The 15,885-nt window shown below is 72.3% G+C and carries 13 protein-coding genes; 5 read left to right on the forward strand and 8 right to left on the reverse strand.

The annotated features are described in order from the left end of the window. Window positions 1–69: 69 nt before the first annotated feature. From ACIBPC_RS21695 to ACIBPC_RS21705, 3 genes are all read right to left on the reverse strand, one after another. A complete protein-coding gene (locus ACIBPC_RS21695) occupies window positions 70–489 on the reverse strand; it encodes a hypothetical protein (RefSeq protein WP_398846812.1) in 420 nt (139 codons plus the stop codon). A 62-nt stretch (window positions 490–551) separates the two neighbouring features. After that, window positions 552–2,156, reverse strand: a complete 1,605-nt coding sequence (locus tag ACIBPC_RS21700; protein WP_362967288.1) for a thiamine pyrophosphate-binding protein — start codon at window positions 2,154–2,156, stop codon at window positions 552–554. A gap of 53 nt (window positions 2,157–2,209) precedes the next feature. Beyond that, complete coding sequence (locus tag ACIBPC_RS21705) at window positions 2,210–3,037, reverse strand: type 1 glutamine amidotransferase domain-containing protein (protein WP_362967286.1); 828 nt, start codon at window positions 3,035–3,037, stop codon at window positions 2,210–2,212. A gap of 276 nt (window positions 3,038–3,313) precedes the next feature. Between ACIBPC_RS21705 and ACIBPC_RS21710 the strand changes: the two genes are divergently transcribed. From ACIBPC_RS21710 to ACIBPC_RS21720, 3 genes are all read left to right on the forward strand, one after another. Continuing rightward, window positions 3,314–5,287, forward strand: a complete 1,974-nt coding sequence (locus ACIBPC_RS21710) for a maltotransferase domain-containing protein (RefSeq protein WP_398846815.1) — start codon at window positions 3,314–3,316, stop codon at window positions 5,285–5,287. Between the two features lie 65 nt (window positions 5,288–5,352). After that, the gene (gene treS, locus ACIBPC_RS21715) at window positions 5,353–7,023 is read left to right on the forward strand and encodes a maltose alpha-D-glucosyltransferase (RefSeq protein WP_398847152.1); all 1,671 of its coding nucleotides are present in this window, start codon (window positions 5,353–5,355) and stop codon (window positions 7,021–7,023) included. Beyond that, complete coding sequence (locus ACIBPC_RS21720; RefSeq protein ID WP_398846817.1) at window positions 7,020–8,480, forward strand: hypothetical protein; 1,461 nt, start codon at window positions 7,020–7,022, stop codon at window positions 8,478–8,480. The genes treS and ACIBPC_RS21720 overlap by 4 nt, the downstream gene beginning before the upstream one ends. Here the strand turns inward: ACIBPC_RS21720 and ACIBPC_RS21725 are convergent. The 5 genes from ACIBPC_RS21725 to ACIBPC_RS21745 all read right to left on the reverse strand — a co-directional run bounded on the left by ACIBPC_RS21725 (window position 8,434) and on the right by ACIBPC_RS21745 (window position 14,158). Continuing rightward, the gene (locus ACIBPC_RS21725) at window positions 8,434–9,099 is read right to left on the reverse strand and encodes a ScbR family autoregulator-binding transcription factor (RefSeq protein ID WP_362967279.1); all 666 of its coding nucleotides are present in this window, start codon (window positions 9,097–9,099) and stop codon (window positions 8,434–8,436) included. The genes ACIBPC_RS21720 and ACIBPC_RS21725 overlap by 47 nt on opposite strands. A 370-nt stretch (window positions 9,100–9,469) precedes the next feature. After that, window positions 9,470–10,159: a ScbR family autoregulator-binding transcription factor gene (locus ACIBPC_RS21730; protein ID WP_398846819.1), complete on the reverse strand. Its 690-nt coding sequence runs from the start codon at window positions 10,157–10,159 to the stop codon at window positions 9,470–9,472. A gap of 403 nt (window positions 10,160–10,562) precedes the next feature. Continuing rightward, window positions 10,563–11,750, reverse strand: coding sequence for a transposase (locus ACIBPC_RS21735; protein ID WP_362967275.1), 1,188 nt, complete (start codon window positions 11,748–11,750; stop codon window positions 10,563–10,565). Window positions 11,751–12,464: 714 nt separating this feature from the next. After that, on the reverse strand, window positions 12,465–13,367 hold the full coding sequence (locus tag ACIBPC_RS21740) for a helix-turn-helix transcriptional regulator (protein WP_362967273.1): 903 nt from the start codon (window positions 13,365–13,367) through the stop codon (window positions 12,465–12,467). A gap of 101 nt (window positions 13,368–13,468) precedes the next feature. Then, complete coding sequence (locus ACIBPC_RS21745) at window positions 13,469–14,158, reverse strand: hypothetical protein (protein WP_398846822.1); 690 nt, start codon at window positions 14,156–14,158, stop codon at window positions 13,469–13,471. 106 nt (window positions 14,159–14,264) lie between these two features. Between ACIBPC_RS21745 and ACIBPC_RS21750 the strand changes: the two genes are divergently transcribed. Both ACIBPC_RS21750 and ACIBPC_RS21755 read left to right on the forward strand, forming a co-directional pair. Beyond that, window positions 14,265–14,864: a PadR family transcriptional regulator gene (locus ACIBPC_RS21750; RefSeq protein WP_398846824.1), complete on the forward strand. Its 600-nt coding sequence runs from the start codon at window positions 14,265–14,267 to the stop codon at window positions 14,862–14,864. Continuing rightward, on the forward strand, window positions 14,861–15,859 hold the full coding sequence (locus tag ACIBPC_RS21755; protein WP_398846826.1) for a hypothetical protein: 999 nt from the start codon (window positions 14,861–14,863) through the stop codon (window positions 15,857–15,859). The genes ACIBPC_RS21750 and ACIBPC_RS21755 overlap by 4 nt, the downstream gene beginning before the upstream one ends. The last annotated feature ends 26 nt before the right edge of the window (window positions 15,860–15,885 follow it).

Consider the following 15,885-nt stretch of genomic DNA (forward strand, 5'->3'; position numbering starts at 1 on the left):
CCTTGCGAGTCGTAGGCTTGCCGGCCGGCGCCCGCCGCGCGGCGGGCGCGGCGGGCGGGCGGGCCGGTCTCAGATGCGGGTCAGCGGCGCGGGTGCCGGCGCCTCGGACGACGGCCGCGGCTCGACCGCGATCGTCCTGATCCGGGGCACGCCGTCCTGGAACACGACCCACCACTCGTGGCGTGCGGCGGGCGTGCCGTCAGGACCGGCCACGGACACCGAGGCCATCGCGTGGACGGGCGACTGCACGCGGACCTGTATCCCGGCCGGTTCCGGCTTGCAGCGGGTGAACGGCAGGCAGGCGTCCGTCAGGTACCACCGGCTGAACTCCTGCGGGCCGCGCACCACCGCCGTCGGCAGGTCGATCCGCAGTCCGTTGGCGAGGTACGGCAGCAGCTGCTCGGCCGGGACACCGCGTCCCAGCGCGTCGTACCAGTCGCGTACCAGGTCCTCCACGGTCGCGGCGACCGGCGTCGAACGGGCGGGCACGTTCACTGTCTTCCTTTCTCGACGGGTGCTCCCGGCACACGCGCCGGGAGCACCCCCGTGTGTCAGTCGACGGCCAGGTCGATCAGGTACGGGCCGTCGTGCGACCACATGGCGTCCAGGGCGGGCCGGATCTGGTCGTGGGTCTCCACGCGCTGTCCCGGCACGCCCAGGGCGGCGGCCAGCTCGCTGAACGCGATGGCCGGCCTGGTCAGGTCGAAGGCGTCGGGCACGTCGTGCGGCTCGACGCCGAGGTCGGTCCAGTACTGGGCGATGTTGAGGTCCAGCAGCCGGTAGCGGCCGTTGTTGCAGATCACGAACTTGGCGCCGATGTTCTCGCGCGCCGCGGTCCACAGGGCCTGGAACGTGTACATGCTGCCGCCGTCACCGGTGAAGCCGACGACCGGCACGTCGGGCCGCGCCAGCTTCATGCCGACGGCGCCGGGGATGCCGACGCCGAGGGAGCCGCCCCGCGTCTGGAAGAACGAGCCGGGGACCCGCGGCGGCAGGTGCCGCGCGAGGGGGCCGCCCGCCGTGAGGGCCTCGTCGAAGAGGGCGAGGCCGGGCGGGGCCGTCTCGGCGAGCGCGGCGACGAACGCCTCGGCGACGGTCGCGTCCTCCCCAGGCGCCGGTGCGGGCGCGGGGGCGGCGGCGACCGGACGGCCGGAGGTGTCCTGGCCCAGGGCGTCGGCCAGCGCGGCCAGGGTGGCGCGCGGGTCGGCGACCAGGCCGACGTCCACGGGGAAGTTCTTCGCGATCTCGTAGGAGTCCAGGTCGATGTGCACGATCCTGGCGTCCGGCCTGAACGGGCTGTCCAGCAGCGGGAAGACCTCGGGGAAGACGTACGTCCCCACGATCAGCACCGCGTCCGCGTCGCCCACGACGCGGGCGCTGCTGGCGCCGAACATGTGGCCAAGCTCGCCGCCGTACAGCGGGTGCGTGGTGTCGAAGTTGACCTCCGAGGAGTTCGCGCCCCACACGCGGGCGCCGAGCCGTTCGGCCACCCTGGTCAGTTCGGCCTGGGCGCCGGACACGGCCACGCCGTCGCCCATCACGATCAGCGGGCGCTCCGCGTCCCGCAGCAGGTCGGCGGCGCGGGCCAGGGCGTCCGGCGCCGGGACCGAGCGGGTGTCGGGGATGCTGGTCGGCACCGCGGGCTCCGACGTCAGCTCATCCATCACGTCGGCGGGCAGGACCACGACGACCGGGCCGCGCGGCGGGGTCATCGCGATCTTGACCGCGCGGCGCAGGATGCGCAGCGTCGAGCCCGGATCGACGACCCGGGTGGCCCACTTGGTCACCGGCTCGGCCATGGCGACCAGGTCGGCGGCCATCTGGCCGTCCATCGCGTCGTACCTGACGCCGGCCTCGCCGACGACCACGACGAGGGGCGACCCGCCGCGCTTGGCCTGGTACAGCATGCCGATGCCGTTGCCGAGGCCCACTCCGCTGTGCAGCTGGACCAGGCCCGGACGCTGGGTGGCTCGCGCGTACCCATCGGCCATGCCCACGGCCGCCCCCTCGTGGAGGGCGAGCACGTAGGAGAGATCGAAGCGGCGTCCTTCGTCCAGGAAGCCCTGTTCGACGGTCCCTGGATTACCGAACATGTACGTGATGCCATCCGCCGCGAACTGCTCGAAGATGGCGGTCTTTCCGGGCCTGGCAGGCATGCCTGGTCAGTCCTTTCCGGAGAGGACGGAGGGGAGGACGGGGGGAAGGCGGGTCACCAGCCGTGGCGGCGCAGGCCGTTCTCCAGCACGTCGACCATCAGCTGCCCGGCGGGCAGGGAGTCGGGCGTGGACCTGGCCGTGATGAAGGGGAAGTCCACGATGACGGAGACCTCCTTGCCGACGTTGCCGTGGAAGGCGCCCTCGGGGCCGGTCGCGTCGCGCAGGATGTACTCCAGCGGGTACGGCGGCGGGCCCATGTTGAAGTCCACGCCGATGAAGCCGGTGCCGTCCTTGTAGTCGTACTCCTTGGGGTGGCCGGTGACGTGCTTGCCCCACAGGAGGCTGGCGCGCGACTCCAGGTCGCGGGCGAACGCGAGGACGGCGACGCCGTAGCACTCGGCGAGGATCGGCTTGTCGGCGGCGGTGAAGGCGAGGACCAGCTCGTGCAGCCGCTCGTTGTTCGCCAGGTCCACGATGGGGCCGCTGCCGCCGACGAGGACGAGGCCGTCGAAGCCGGACACGAGGTCCTCGGTGGCCGCGTCGAGCCTGCGGTTGTACTCCTCCAGCTCGCGCAGGTGGTTGAGCGAGCTGTAGTAGGGGCGCTCGGGGATGAGGTCCTGCAGGCTCAGCGGGTTGTCCAGGCGGCTCGACTCGTCCAGCTCGCGGGCGCGGCGCGCCATGTCGCGCGTGGTGACGGAGCGGCCGAGCGGGGGGTCGATGTACTCGGCGTCGAGGCTGGGCGGCAGCGCCTGGGCGCGGCGGCCGGTCGGGGTGGCGAAGGTGATGCCGTAACCGGCGGCGTCGAGGGCCTCGACGGGCCCGACGAGTTCTTCACCCCAGTAACCGTACTCGGAAAGCACCACGAGTATTTGCTTGGGCACGAGCCCTCCATGGTCGATGGGTATCGGCCCCGTTTTCCGGGCCGCTCCCCAGTACAGTCAGGCGGGCCCCGGTCGGGCAAGAAAGGCCGTGCCGCGCGCGACCACTTGTTCAACTTGCCGATGCGTCCGCCCTTTTCCCGCGGCGCGGAATACCGCCCCCGCACACCCACCCGCGCAAGTTGACGCAGTGGCCGCCGAATCGGCCCGATGACGGCGGAAAGTGGTAGGGAATTACGCACTCTGGGACCCGACAACCCGTCAAGAAGGGGTTCCGACATGAGCGGCCGACTAGCCGTATCAGATATCACACCTGTCGTCAGCGGTGGCACCCGTCCGTCGAAAGCGGTCGTCGGGGAGCACGTGCCCGTGACGGCGACCGTATGGCGCGAGGGCCACGAGCGGGTCGCGGCCTCCGTCGTGTGGTCGGGTCCCGGCAGGGACGCGCGACCGGTGACACTCCCCATGACGCTGGTCGACGAGGGGCTCGACCGGTGGGAGGCCACCGTCGTCCCCGACCGGGAGGGCATGTGGTCCTTCCGCGTGGACGCCTGGGGCGACCCCTGGGCGACCTGGCTGAGCGACATCCGCGCGCTGACCTCGGCCGGCAGGCGCGCCGAGGCGCTGGCCAACGAGCTGGAGACCGGCGCGCGCCTGCTCGACCGGCTGGCCGCCGAGGCGGGCGGCCAGGGGGCCGACCCGGCGCCCGCCCGCGACGCGGCGGCGGCCCTGCGCCGCGCCGGCCTGCCGCTGGAGCGCCGCCTGGCCCCGGCGCTCGGCGGCGCGGTGGCCGCGCTCGTCGCACGCCACCCGCTGCGCGACCTGGTGACGCGCGGCCCCGTGCGCCACATCGAGACCGACAGGCAACGGGCGCTGGCAGGCGCCTGGTACGAGATGTTCCCCCGCTCCACGGGCGGGCGCGACGCCGGAGGACGGCCGGTGCACGGCACGTTCGCCACCGCCGCCGCCGACCTGCCGCGCATCGCCGCCATGGGCTTCGACGTCGTGTACCTGCCGCCCGTCCACCCCATCGGCACGACGCACCGCAAGGGCCCGGACAACGCGCTGGTCGCGGGCCCCGGCGACGTCGGCTCGCCGTGGGCCGTCGGCTCGCACGAGGGCGGGCACGACGCCGTGCACCCGCTGCTCGGCACCCTCGCGGACTTCCGCGACTTCGTCACCGTCGCGCGCGGCCTGGGCATGGAGGTCGCCCTCGACCTGGCCCTCCAGTGCTCCCCCGACCACCCCTGGGTGCGCGAGCACCCGGAATGGTTCACGACCCTCCCGGACGGCACGATCCGCTACGCCGAGAATCCGCCGAAGCGGTACGAGGACATCTATCCGCTGAATTTCGACAACGATCCCGAGGGCCTGCGCGCGGAAGTGCTCCGCGTCGTCCTCCACTGGGTCGAACAGGGCGTGCGGATCTTCCGCGTCGACAATCCGCACACGAAACCGCTGAACTTCTGGGAAGACCTCATCCGGCGCGTCAAGGAAACACATCCCGACGTGCTGTTCCTCGCCGAGGCATTCACCAGGCCGGCCGTCCTGAAAGACCTGGCGCGCGCCGGATTCACGCAGTCGTACACGTACTTCACCTGGCGCACCCGTAAACAGGAACTGGCGGACTACGCGCGGGAGCTGGCGTCCGAGGCCGATTTCCTCCGGCCCAACTTCTTCGTGAACACGCCGGACATCCTGCACGCCACGCTCCAGCACGGCGGCCCCGCCATGTTCGCGCTGCGCGCGGCCCTCGCCGCGACGCTGTCGCCCACCTGGGGCGTCTACTCCGGCTACGAGCTGTACGAGCACCTGCCGCTGCGGCAGGGCAGCGAGGAGTACGCGCGGTCCGAGAAGTACGAGCTGCGCCCCCGCGACCACGCGGCGGCCGAGGCGCAGGGCCGCAGCCTCGCGCCGTGGCTCACGCTGCTGAACCGCGTACGGGCCGAGCACCCCGCGCTGCGGCAGCTGCGCCGCATCGACTTCCTCGACGTCGACAACGACGCGCTGCTCGCGTACGTGAAGACCGACCCGGCCACCGGCGACCGCGTGCTGTGCGTCGTCACCCTCGACCCGCACACCCCGCAGAGCGGCGTGGTGCGCGGCGTGCCGGAGGCCTTCGGCGCCGACAGGCCGCTGCTGCTGCACGACCGGGTGACGGGCACGACGGGCCTGTGGGACACGGACACCCCCGTGACGATCGATCCGGCGCGGGCCGTCGCCCGGCTGCTGACGAAGGAGCTTCCCCGATGAGCAGGCGCATAGCCCCCGGCGTGATCGTCGAGCCGGAGTCCGAGTCCTACGAGACCGCGCGGTCCATGCCGGTGGAGCCCGACTGGTTCAAGCGCGCCGTCTTCTACGAGGTGCTGGTCCGCTCGTTCTTCGACAGCGACGCGGACGGCACGGGCGACATGAAGGGCCTCACCGAGAAGCTCGACTACCTGCGCTGGCTGGGCGTGGACTGCCTGTGGCTGCCGCCCTTCTACGCGTCCCCGCTGCGCGACGGCGGCTACGACATCAGCGACTACCGGTCGGTGCTGCCGGAGTTCGGCACGATCGAGGACTTCACCGGCCTGCTCGACGCGGCGCACGCGCGCGGCATCCGCGTGATCATCGACCTGGTGATGAACCACACCAGCGACCAGCACCCGTGGTTCCAGGAGTCGCGCAAGGACCCGCAGGGCCCGTACGGCGACTTCTACATGTGGGCGGACGACGACGAGGGCTATCCGGACGCGCGGATCATCTTCGTGGACACCGAGTCGTCCAACTGGACGTTCGACCCGGTCCGCAAGCAGTACTTCTTCCACCGCTTCTTCTCGCACCAGCCCGACCTCAACTACGAGAACCCGCGCGTGCAGGACGCGATGCTGGACGCGCTGCGCTTCTGGCTCGACCTCGGCATCGACGGCTTCCGCCTCGACGCCGTGCCCTACCTCTTCGCCGAGGAGGGCACCAACTGCGAGAACCTGCCCAGGACCCACGACTTCCTGAAGAACGTCCGGACGATCGTGGACGCCGAGTACCCGGGGCGCATCCTCCTCGCCGAGGCGAACCAGTGGCCCGTGGACGCCGTGCAGTACTTCGGCGACGCCGAACAGGGCGGCGACGAGTGCCACATGGCGTTCCACTTCCCGCTGATGCCGCGCATCTTCATGGCGCTGCGGCACGAGAACCGCAACCCGATCTCCGAGATCACCGCCACCACCCCCAGCATCCCCGAGCACTGCCAGTGGGGCATCTTCCTGCGCAACCACGACGAGCTGACGCTCGAGATGGTCACGGAGGAGGAACGCGCGTTCATGTACGAGAAGTACGCGCCGGAGCCGCGCATGCGGGCCAACATCGGCATCCGCAGGCGCCTCGCGACCCTGCTCGACAACGACCGCGACCAACTCCAGCTCGTCACCGCCCTGCTGCTGTCCCTGCCGGGCTCGCCGATCCTGTACTACGGCGACGAGATCGGCATGGGCGACAACATCTGGCTCGCCGACCGCGACGCCGTCCGCACCCCCATGCAGTGGTCGCCCGACCGCAACGCCGGCTTCTCCACGGCCGACCCGGGGCGGCTCGACCTGCCCGTGATCATGGACCCGGTGTTCGGCCACGCGGCGGTCAACGTCGAGGCGCAGCTGCGCAATCCGTCGTCGCTGCTGCACTGGAACCGGCGGATGCTGACGATCCGCAAGCGGCACCCCGCGTTCGGCCTCGGCACCTTCGAGGAGGTGCCGACGTCCAACCCGGCGGTCCTCGCCTTCCTGCGGCACCACACCGGCCCCGACGGGACGAACGACCGCGTCCTGTGCGTGACCAACCTGTCGCGCGTGCCGCAGCCCGTGGAGATCGCGCTGCCCGGCCTCGCGGGTGCCGGGCTCGTCGAACTGACCGGCGCCGTCGCCTTCCCGCCGGTCGGCCCCGAGCCGTACCGGCTGACGCTGGACGCGTACGGCTTCTACTGGTTCGGCGTCGAGGGACCGGAGCAGCCGTGACCGACATCCACACACCGGGCACGCCGTTCGGCGCGTACGACCCCCGCCGCGTGGAAGACGTGCTGCGCAGCGCCGCGTTCCGCGCGGCGCTCGCCGACTGGCTGACGGGGCAGCGCTGGTTCGCCGCGACGAACGGGCGGCTGCCCCACCCCGAGATCCTGCGGACGTACGTGTTCCACCGCGCCGGGAGCACCGGGCTGATCGCCCTGGTCCGCGACGGCGCGGCGGCCGGCGGCGACACCGGGCCGTACCAGATCCCGCTGGCCGTCGGCGCCGCCGTGCACCAGCCGCCGGGCGTCGCGCCCATCGCGCGGATCGGCGACGTGTTCGTGTGGGACGCCCTGTCCGACCCGGGGCCGGTCAGCACGCTGATACGGCACATGGCGGGCGGGCGCACGCTCGGCAGCCTCGCGTTCCGCGCCGAGCCGCCCGGCTTCGCGCCGCCGCGCGGGCCGGTCCGCGTCAGGCCGCCGGGCGGCGAGCAGACCAACACGTCGGTGGTGGTCGGCGAGCGGTACATCCTCAAGGTCTACCGCCGCCCGCTGCCCGGCGCGAACCCGGACCTGGTGCTGCACCGCATGCTGCGGGACGCCGGGTCACGGCACGTCCCGCCGCTGCTCGGCTCGCTGGAGTCCACGGCGCAGGACGGGCCCGCGTACACCCTCGCGACGCTCCAGTCGTACCTGCCCGAGGCGGCCAGCGGCTGGGACCTGGCGCTGGAGAACGCGGTGAGCGGTGACTTCACGGGCGAGGCCGCGCGGCTCGGCGAGGCGGTCGCGGCGGTCCACAGCGACCTCGCGGCGGCCGGGGGCAGCGTCCCGCTGGGCGCGCGCGACTACGAGGCTCTGGCGGAGTCGTTCCTCAGCAGGCTCGATCAGGCGCTGACCGTCGTGCCCCGGCTGCGGACGCACGCGGCGCGGCTGCGCACGCTGTTCGGCCGCGTCGCCGGGCTCGACCCGGGCGCGGGGCGGCTCGCCCAGCTCGTCCACGGGGACCTGCACCTCGGGCAGACCCTGCGGACGGCGGACGGCTGGCTGCTGCTCGACTTCGAGGGCGAGCCGCTGGCCGCGGGGCAGGAGAGCGCCGCCGTGCACTCGCCGCTGCGCGACGTGGCGGGCATGCTGCGCTCGTTCGACTACGCCGCGCACCAGGGGCTGAACGGCGCCGAGACCGGCTTCCCCGAGCTGATGCGGCGCCGGGCCGCGGCCAGGCGCTGGGCGGGGCGCAGCGTGGACGCCTTCTGGCGCGGCTACGCCCGTGCGGCGGGCCGCGACCGGGCGGGGGACCTCGGCCTGCTGCGGGCCTACGTCCTCGACAAGGCGGTCTACGAGGTGCTGTACGAGACGACGTACCGGCCCGGCTGGGCCTGGATTCCCCTCGGTTTCCTGGGGCGGGCGCTCCCGCGGGACGTCATCCCGACGCGCCGGCCGACCGCGGGCCCCGGGAGTTCCGGGTGACCATCGCGATCACGTCCGCGCTGCCGTGGGGGCGCAGCCGGGGCAGGACGGTCTCCCGCACCATGCCGGGGAGGGCGATCTTCCACCAGGCCGTGAGCCGGTCGACCACGTCGGCTCGCCCGCTGGACACCGCCGACAGTAACTGCACGCCGGTGAAGGAGCCGACGATCATGTTGGCGAGCGCCTCGGGGGCGGCGCCGGACCGCAGTTCGCCGTGGTCGCGGGCCAGCGCGAGCTGGCCGCGGCACAGGTCGGTCCACCACTGGTAGAGCCCGGGATCGGAGTCGCCCAGGACGCCCTGCTCGACCGTCAGCCGGAAGCTGGCCCGGAGCAGGGTGTCCTGGGCGAACGACCGCGCCACCCCGTGGGTGAGGTCGATGACCGTCTGCGTGTGCAGGCCCGTGTCGGTGAGGATCACGGATCTGCGCTGCTCGGCCATGACGCTGCGCGCGAGCGCCTCCTTGGAGTCGAAGTGGAAGTACAGGGCGCCCTTGGTGACGCCGGCGGCCCGGAGGATGTCGGTGATACTGGCGGACGCGTACCCCTGCTCGTCGAAGATGGCGGCAGCGGCTTCGATGACGCGCCGCCGGGTACGCAACGCGCGCTGCTGGGTGGCCAAACGAACCTCCTGGTGATGAGCCGCCGCACTGCCCGACCCGGGATTTCCCCCGTGGGACCGGTTGTTGCCGTGAGCGGTTTGGTCACGTCCGAAACAAACCGTCTGGTGCGTACTTTAACCGGGGCCATTCAGCGCCGCCGCGCCCGTGACCGGGGGCATTACCGGGACGCCCCGCGGCCGGATGAGCGGCATGTCCGCATTCCTCCGGCATTCCCCCGTCATAAGTGGTGGTCGCCATTCCGCAAAAGGCCGGCGCCGTCCTCCCCCCTCCCCCGGGGGAGGCCGCCCACACGCGGGTGAGACGCGGCACCGTCGCCGCGCGTTGCGCCGTCAGCGCCGGATATTTCCCTGAACGCGGTGGGGGCGCCGGTCAGGACACCGGCCCGTAGGCGGCCGGTCCCGTGGGCGCCTCCCGCCCGGCGGCGTCACCGTCCTCGGCGAGCGGCTCAGGCGCCGTGACGCGGTAGTCCGCCGACCTGCTCTCCGGGACGATGCCCGGCAGCAGCAGGCGCCAGACCGCGGAGATCCGGTCCTCGAGCGCCGGGCCGCCCGGGACCCGTTCGTCGAGCAGCTGCGCGCCGATCACCGCGGCCACGACGGTGTCGGCCGCCGCGTCGCAGTCGACGCCGCCGCGCAGCTCACGGTCGGTGCGGGCGCGCCGCAGGAAGCCGCGGCCCAGCGCGGCGCACGACTCCTCCGGCGCCCCCCACGGGCCGCTGAAGCCGCTGCCGTCGCGGCGCAGCCGCACCCCGGCGTGGGCCACCGGACTGCCCTGGATATGGCGTGCCACGGCGAACGAGAAGTCGATCAGCCCCTGGAGACCTGGCGCCCCCTGCTGCGCGCGGGAGGCGAGCCCGGCCCACTGCGCCGCCTCCTCCTCCAGCACCACCTCCGCCACCTGACGCTTCGACGTGAAGTGGAAGTAGAGGGCGCCCTTGGTGACCCCGGCCGCTTCGAGGATGTCCGAAAGCGCCGTCCCGTCGTATCCCTGCCTGCCGAACACCTCCGCGGCCGCGTCCAGAATCGCCCGACGCGTCCTGCGAGCCCTTGTCTGCTGCAACCCGCCCTCCCTCGAAAAAACCATCAGTACTCATCGGTAGTTGTGATATCACGCGGCACGAACGTCAATCAGTGCCAGTGCCGAATTGGCTGCCCGGCATGCGCCGCACAGCGGCGGCACCCGGATCACGGGTGCCGCCGTCGACAGCCGGGCCGCGAGATGCGGCCGGATTCGAAAAGTGATGATGCCGAGGAGATACTGCGGTACGCGGCGGGCGGCGTCACTTTATGCGGGACCCATCGCATTCATTGGCCACGGTCATCGTCCGCTTCCCCGGGACGGACAACCGCGTACTCCACGGGCGGGTGTTGCGCGCCGGCAGCGTGCCGCTCCCGCACGGGGGCGGTGACACGGACCGGCGGGAGAGGGGTGTTTCCGGCCAGGGTGACAGATACGTGTGGTCTCAATTACACGAACACAGCGCCGATTCATGACACCAGCCGATTTTGTCGAAGGTGTAGGCGGCCGAAACCATCGTCATGTGGTGGTGCCAGCCGCGGAACGACCGGCCCTCGAAGTCGCGCAGCCCGAAGCGGTCCTCCAGGCTCTGCGTGTCGAGCTTCGTGCGCAGCGACAGCCTGGCCAGGGACATCACCGAGTCGACGCGGTGGTCGGCCAGATTGGTGATCCAGTAGCGGGGCGGGCGCCCCAGCGGAAAGGTCTCGCTGAGCAGCCTGACCACGCGGGGCGGCGCGTGCCGTCCGGTGGCCGGTACCCGTACGAGCGAGGACACCACCTGGCTACGGCGGTTTTGAGCCTGGAGCGGGGTGAGGGAGCTGCTGCGCCGCACCCCCGGGTACTGGAGGTAGTCCCGCACCGCGACGACTTTCCCGGTGACCCGCGGCCCGTCACTGCGCCCGTCCGGTACGGCATTCAGGTGCGCGCCCCCGAGCACCTTCAGCGAACCGTCCACCTCCAGGGCGAAAGTGTGGTTCTGGTCGACCAGGGACTTGATGAAACTGTCGGCCTGCCGCAGATGGCGGATGTCGGCGATCACCGGCGCCTTCGCGAGCCCCCACTCGCCGTCCATCTCGTCGACCATGTCGAGGAGTTCGCGCCATTCCGGTTTCGCCTCGACCCCTTCCGGTATGTAGGCGGAACTGCGCAGTTTCGGATTCTCTCCCCAGCGCCGCGGCAGCAGAATCCGCCAATTGACGGGAATGCTGCCGGTGCTGTTCGCCAGAAAGGCCCCCACTCCTATCTGGCAATTGACGGTGCGACCGGCTTCCGGCAGGAATTGCCGCTCCACTCCGACGGATCGGTCGCCGCGCTTCGGGATGGCGGTCCGGGCCAGCACCCACGCCCTCGGCCGCTCCGCGGCCTGCACGTGGCGCGCCAAGAGGGCCCGTACGGGTTCCCACTCCCACGGGCTCTGGTTGATGAACTGCTGCAATGACTGGTGCGCCGGAATGGAAAGTATGCTCTCAGCTATCTTGCGAACGGTTTTCTTACCTTCTACAAGCAGCAAGCCACGGAGATAAACCTCCGCCCACCTGCGCTGGTCCACCCGCGGCATGGGGCTGAAGACCCCGTCCGCGAATGACGCGACCGCGTCAGGGACAATTCTCGGGACGATGGTGCTCGCATACATGGACTCCAAACCTCCCGGCCAGCACGTCTCGTTTTGGCGTCAACCCTCATGCTTCCTTGTGGCTACTGTGGCGCCAAGTTCGACATGACGTAGTTGCATAACGACCACAGATAATGAGAGAGACTGCTTCAAGACGCAATCAAAGCGGCCTTGTGCGGAGGAATGAGTTCCGCCCCGAGGGGCCGGTGAATGAAAACCGCACGACGGTCCAAAAATTTTGTGTGCCTTTACCGACGCCTTTACCGGGCCGGCGGCGGCGGCGCGGGCCGGGACGAGAATGGCTGGATGGCCCCCTGGTGTGCCGTCCGGCGAACTGCTTGCCCACGCTCCGGTCAGGGTCTCTGACGGCCTGTCACCTGCGCGTTAGCACGTGCATCCCGGCGCACCGGCGAGCGGATGCACGTGCGGACGGCGGCGTCGGCCCATCCGGCACGCGGATAACGCGACGGTACGTCACCCTGCTCCGCGATCGACACGATTGGGCCGATGGGTACGGCGGGAACCGGTCGGTAGGTTCCGGAAAAGAAACCGTCTGGTATGTATGATCGGCGCGCGCGTCCCAGGTGCCCACGACTCCCACACACAGGCACGGGCCGGGCACAGGGGGCATCCGGCGGCCGCTTTCCGTGTCAGGACCGTTACGTGATCCGCCCCTGGCACGTCCCTTGTGTCCGGATCGCGCACTCCCCCGACCGCCCGCCGCCGGGCGCCGGTTCAGCCGACGGGGCCGCCCGGCTCCGGCTCGTCCGCCCCGAACCCGGCGCCCCGCGGCAGCCCGGTGGGCGCGGCGCGGCGCAGGACGTCGAGCAGGTCGAGCGCGTCCTGCTCCGGGCTCCGCGCGGGCGCCGTGTACGCGACCAGCATCAGCTCGGAGGCCCCCGGCAGCCGCATCGCCTCGTAGTGGAGGCTGATCCGCCCGACGACCGGGTGGTGGAAGACCATGCGCCCGTGGTCGTGGCTGCGCACGTCGTGCCGCGCCCACCAGACGCGGAAGTCCTCGCTCTTCACCGACAGTTCGCCCACCAGCGCGGCGATCGCCGGATCGTCGGGATGGCGCCCCGCCGACCTCCGCAGGTGCGCGATGCCGCGCCGCGCCATGGTCGGCCAGTCCACGTAGAACGTCCGCGCGCCGGGGTGCGTGAACGCGTACCGCACCAGGTTGCGGCGCTGCGCCGGGAGTTCGGCCAGGTGCGGGAAGAGGACGGGCGCCATGCCGTTCCACGCCAGGACGTCGAGGCGGCGCCCGAGGACGTACGCGGGTGTCGGGTCGAGCCGGTCGAGCAGCCGCAGCGTGCTGCCCCTGACCCGTTCCGCCGGGGCCGTGGCGGGCGCCCCGCCGCGGCGGCCGGCGAGGGCGCGCAGGTGCTCCCGTTCGCCGGGATCGAGCGCGAACACCCGGGCGATGGCGTCGAGTACGGCCGCGGAGGGAGTGGCGCCCCGGCCCTGTTCGAGGCGCACGTAGTACTCGACGCTGATCCCCGCGAGCTGCGCGACCTCGGCCCTGCGCAGGCCCGGTGAACGGCGGCGGCCGCCCCCGGCGAGGCCCACGTCCTCGGGGCGGGTCCTGTCCCGCCGCGAGCGGAGGAAATCGGCGAATCCCCCTCGCTGGTCTGCCATGACGCCGAGTCTGGCAGCGGCGCGGCCCCCGGGTCGAGTGCGGACGGTGGTACTGCCCGTACCAGCTCCGCCGTGCGTACGGCGCGGACCGGGGACGGGCCTCAGGACTCCGAGCGCCGCGGAGGGCCCTGGGCGCGGCGCTTCCCCGCCCGCGCCTCCTGGCCCGTGCGCCGCCGCGCCCCGGCGGAGAACAGCGTCGCGGCCGTGAGGGCGAACAGGCCGCCGGTGACGGACAGGCCGACGGCGTCGGGACCGCGGCCGTCCGCGGCCTCGGCCCACGGCCGGAGGACGCCGAGCGGGTCCGTATACAGGACGATCCGCTGTCCCGGCGCGAACTGCCCGCCGCAGTTCTGCTGTTCCGACAGGTCGTGGACCGCTCCGGAGGTGTCCACCACGCGGCAGACGTGGCGCTCGCCGTCCCCGCCGGTGGTGTCCGCGACCAGGGCGTCCGCCCGTTCGCCGAACCCCTTGGCGTAGGTCTCGTACAGGCCGGGCCCCGCGAAGAGGCCGAGGGCGAACGTGGTGACGGCCGCGAGAGTGGCGGCCCCGGCGCGGTTCCAGGCCATCCCGGCCACGACGGGCGCGGTGAACCCCGCGACGACCACGACGGCGACTCCCGCCCACGGCCAGGCAAGCTGGGCGAGGACCGCGCCCACCACGGCCGCCAGCGGGATCGCCCCCGCCCACAGCAGCGAGTCCAGCACGCGGGGTCCGCCAGGGACCGGGGCCGCGTCCGGGGCCGCGACGACCCCCGCGTCGCCGGTCGTACGTGCTGTCCCGGGCGTTGCCATGCTGATCCCCTCACGACGGTCGGCGGTTGCCGCGCGGCCAGCTTAGGGAACGGCCGCGGCGCCCCCTTCACACCGCATGGTCTATTTGGACTGTTAGAGTTCGACCATGCCACGGCGCGCCCTCGACAACCCGCTCGTCCCGGTGGTGCTCGGCCTGCTGCTCGAACGGCCCGCGCACCCCTACCAGTTGCTGTCCGCCCTGCGTGACCGCGGCGACGCCCACGCCGCAGCGGCCACGCGCGGCACGCTCTACAACACCGTCACGGCCCTGGCCGGCGCCGGATGGGTCGCCGCACAGGGCCAGGAACGCGCGGGCAACCGCCCCGAGCGGACCGTCTACACGATCACCCCGGCCGGCCACGCCGAGCTGGTACGGCGCCTCGACGCCGAGATCCGCGACCCGGAGCGCGAGTTCACGCGCTTCGTCGCCGCCGTCAGCCACCTCGGCGCCCTCGGCCCCGGCGACGCGGCCGACGCGCTCGCCGAGCGCGCCAGGCGCCTGCGTGACCGCACGGCGGCCGACGAGGCGCGGCTCGGCGACGCCCTGGCGGCGGGCGTGCCCCGGCTGCACGTGATCGAGGCCGAGTACGCCCTCGCGCTCGCGCGGGCCGAGACCGCGTGGGCCGAGCGGACGGCGGACGAGATCCGTTCCGGCTCGCTCGCCTGGCCGACAGCCGTCATCTCCCGAGAGGACCACGACACATGACCGCCACCGACCCCTTTCCCTCCACCCCCCTGCTGTTCGGCGTCTACCCGGGCGGCGTCACCGGCGACGACACCGGCGGCCTGGCAGGCGGGGCACCCGACGACCCGGCCCGCGTCGAGGAGGCGCTCGACGCCCTCCAGGGCCACCCCGACCGCCCGTTCCTCGTGCGGGCCTACACGGCCTTCGACGACAGCACGGTCCTCGGCGCGCCCCACGCCACGGCCACCCCCGCCGACGCCGCGCGCTACGCGGTCGGCGCCCGGACGCTGGACCTGGTGGCGCAGTACCGGTCCGCGTCCGGCGACATCGACGGCTACTGCGCCTGGCTGCGCGAACTGGTCGAGCAGTACGGGGCGGTGACGACCACCCTCCAGGTCACCGAGGAGCCCGACGCGACCGGCAACCCCACCCTCGACGGCCACTACCCCCGCGTGCGCGAGGCGATCGTCCGGGGCGTGGCCGTGGTGAAAGAGCAGGCACGCGCACTCGGGCACACCCACCTGCGCGTCGGGTTCAACACCACCCCGCTCTTCGGCCCCGCCGCGTCCTTCATGGACGAACTGACCGCCCTCGGCGGCAAGAAGTTCATCGCGGACTTGGACTACATCGGCCTCGACTTCTTCCCCGACGTGTTCCGCCCGATAGCGGAGGCGGAACTCGCCGCGGCTGTCGAAGGGCTGCTGCGCCACCATCGCGAGACGGTCCTCACCTCGGCGGGCCTCGGCCACCTGCCGCTGCACATCACCGAGCACGGCTGGCCCACCGGCCCCGACCGCTCCCCCGAACGGCAGGCGGAGGTGGTGGCCACGGTGGTGAAGACCCTCGCCGCGCACGCGGACGAGCTGCTGCTCAGCGGCTACACGCACTTCGCCCTGCGCGACGCCGACAGCTCGGGCCCCACTCTCTTCCACCGCTTCGGCCTCACCACGGACGACTACGAGCCGAAGCCCGCCTTCGACGTGCTGCGGTGCCTGATCACCCAACTCGGTGGATGAGCACAGCGGTGGATGAGCACAGCGGC

It is taken from the genome of Streptomyces sp. NPDC049879, from assembly GCF_044461265.1.
Classification (GTDB): Bacteria; Actinomycetota; Actinomycetes; order Streptomycetales; family Streptomycetaceae; genus Streptomyces.

What these genes read in the sequence shown, in the direction of transcription:
- ACIBPC_RS21700 (WP_362967288.1), bottom strand. Translation starts at nt 2,156, where the DNA reads ATGCCTGCCAGGCCCGGAAAGACCGCCATCTTCGAGCAGTTCGCGGCG.
- ACIBPC_RS21710 (WP_398846815.1), top strand. Translation starts at nt 3,314, where the DNA reads ATGAGCGGCCGACTAGCCGTATCAGATATCACACCTGTCGTCAGCGGT.
- treS (WP_398847152.1), top strand. Translation starts at nt 5,353, where the DNA reads ATGCCGGTGGAGCCCGACTGGTTCAAGCGCGCCGTCTTCTACGAGGTG.
- ACIBPC_RS21735 (WP_362967275.1), bottom strand. Translation starts at nt 11,750, where the DNA reads ATGTATGCGAGCACCATCGTCCCGAGAATTGTCCCTGACGCGGTCGCG.
- ACIBPC_RS21740 (WP_362967273.1), bottom strand. Translation starts at nt 13,367, where the DNA reads ATGGCAGACCAGCGAGGGGGATTCGCCGATTTCCTCCGCTCGCGGCGG.
- ACIBPC_RS21745 (WP_398846822.1), bottom strand. Translation starts at nt 14,158, where the DNA reads ATGGCAACGCCCGGGACAGCACGTACGACCGGCGACGCGGGGGTCGTC.
- ACIBPC_RS21750 (WP_398846824.1), top strand. Translation starts at nt 14,265, where the DNA reads ATGCCACGGCGCGCCCTCGACAACCCGCTCGTCCCGGTGGTGCTCGGC.
- ACIBPC_RS21755 (WP_398846826.1), top strand. Translation starts at nt 14,861, where the DNA reads ATGACCGCCACCGACCCCTTTCCCTCCACCCCCCTGCTGTTCGGCGTC.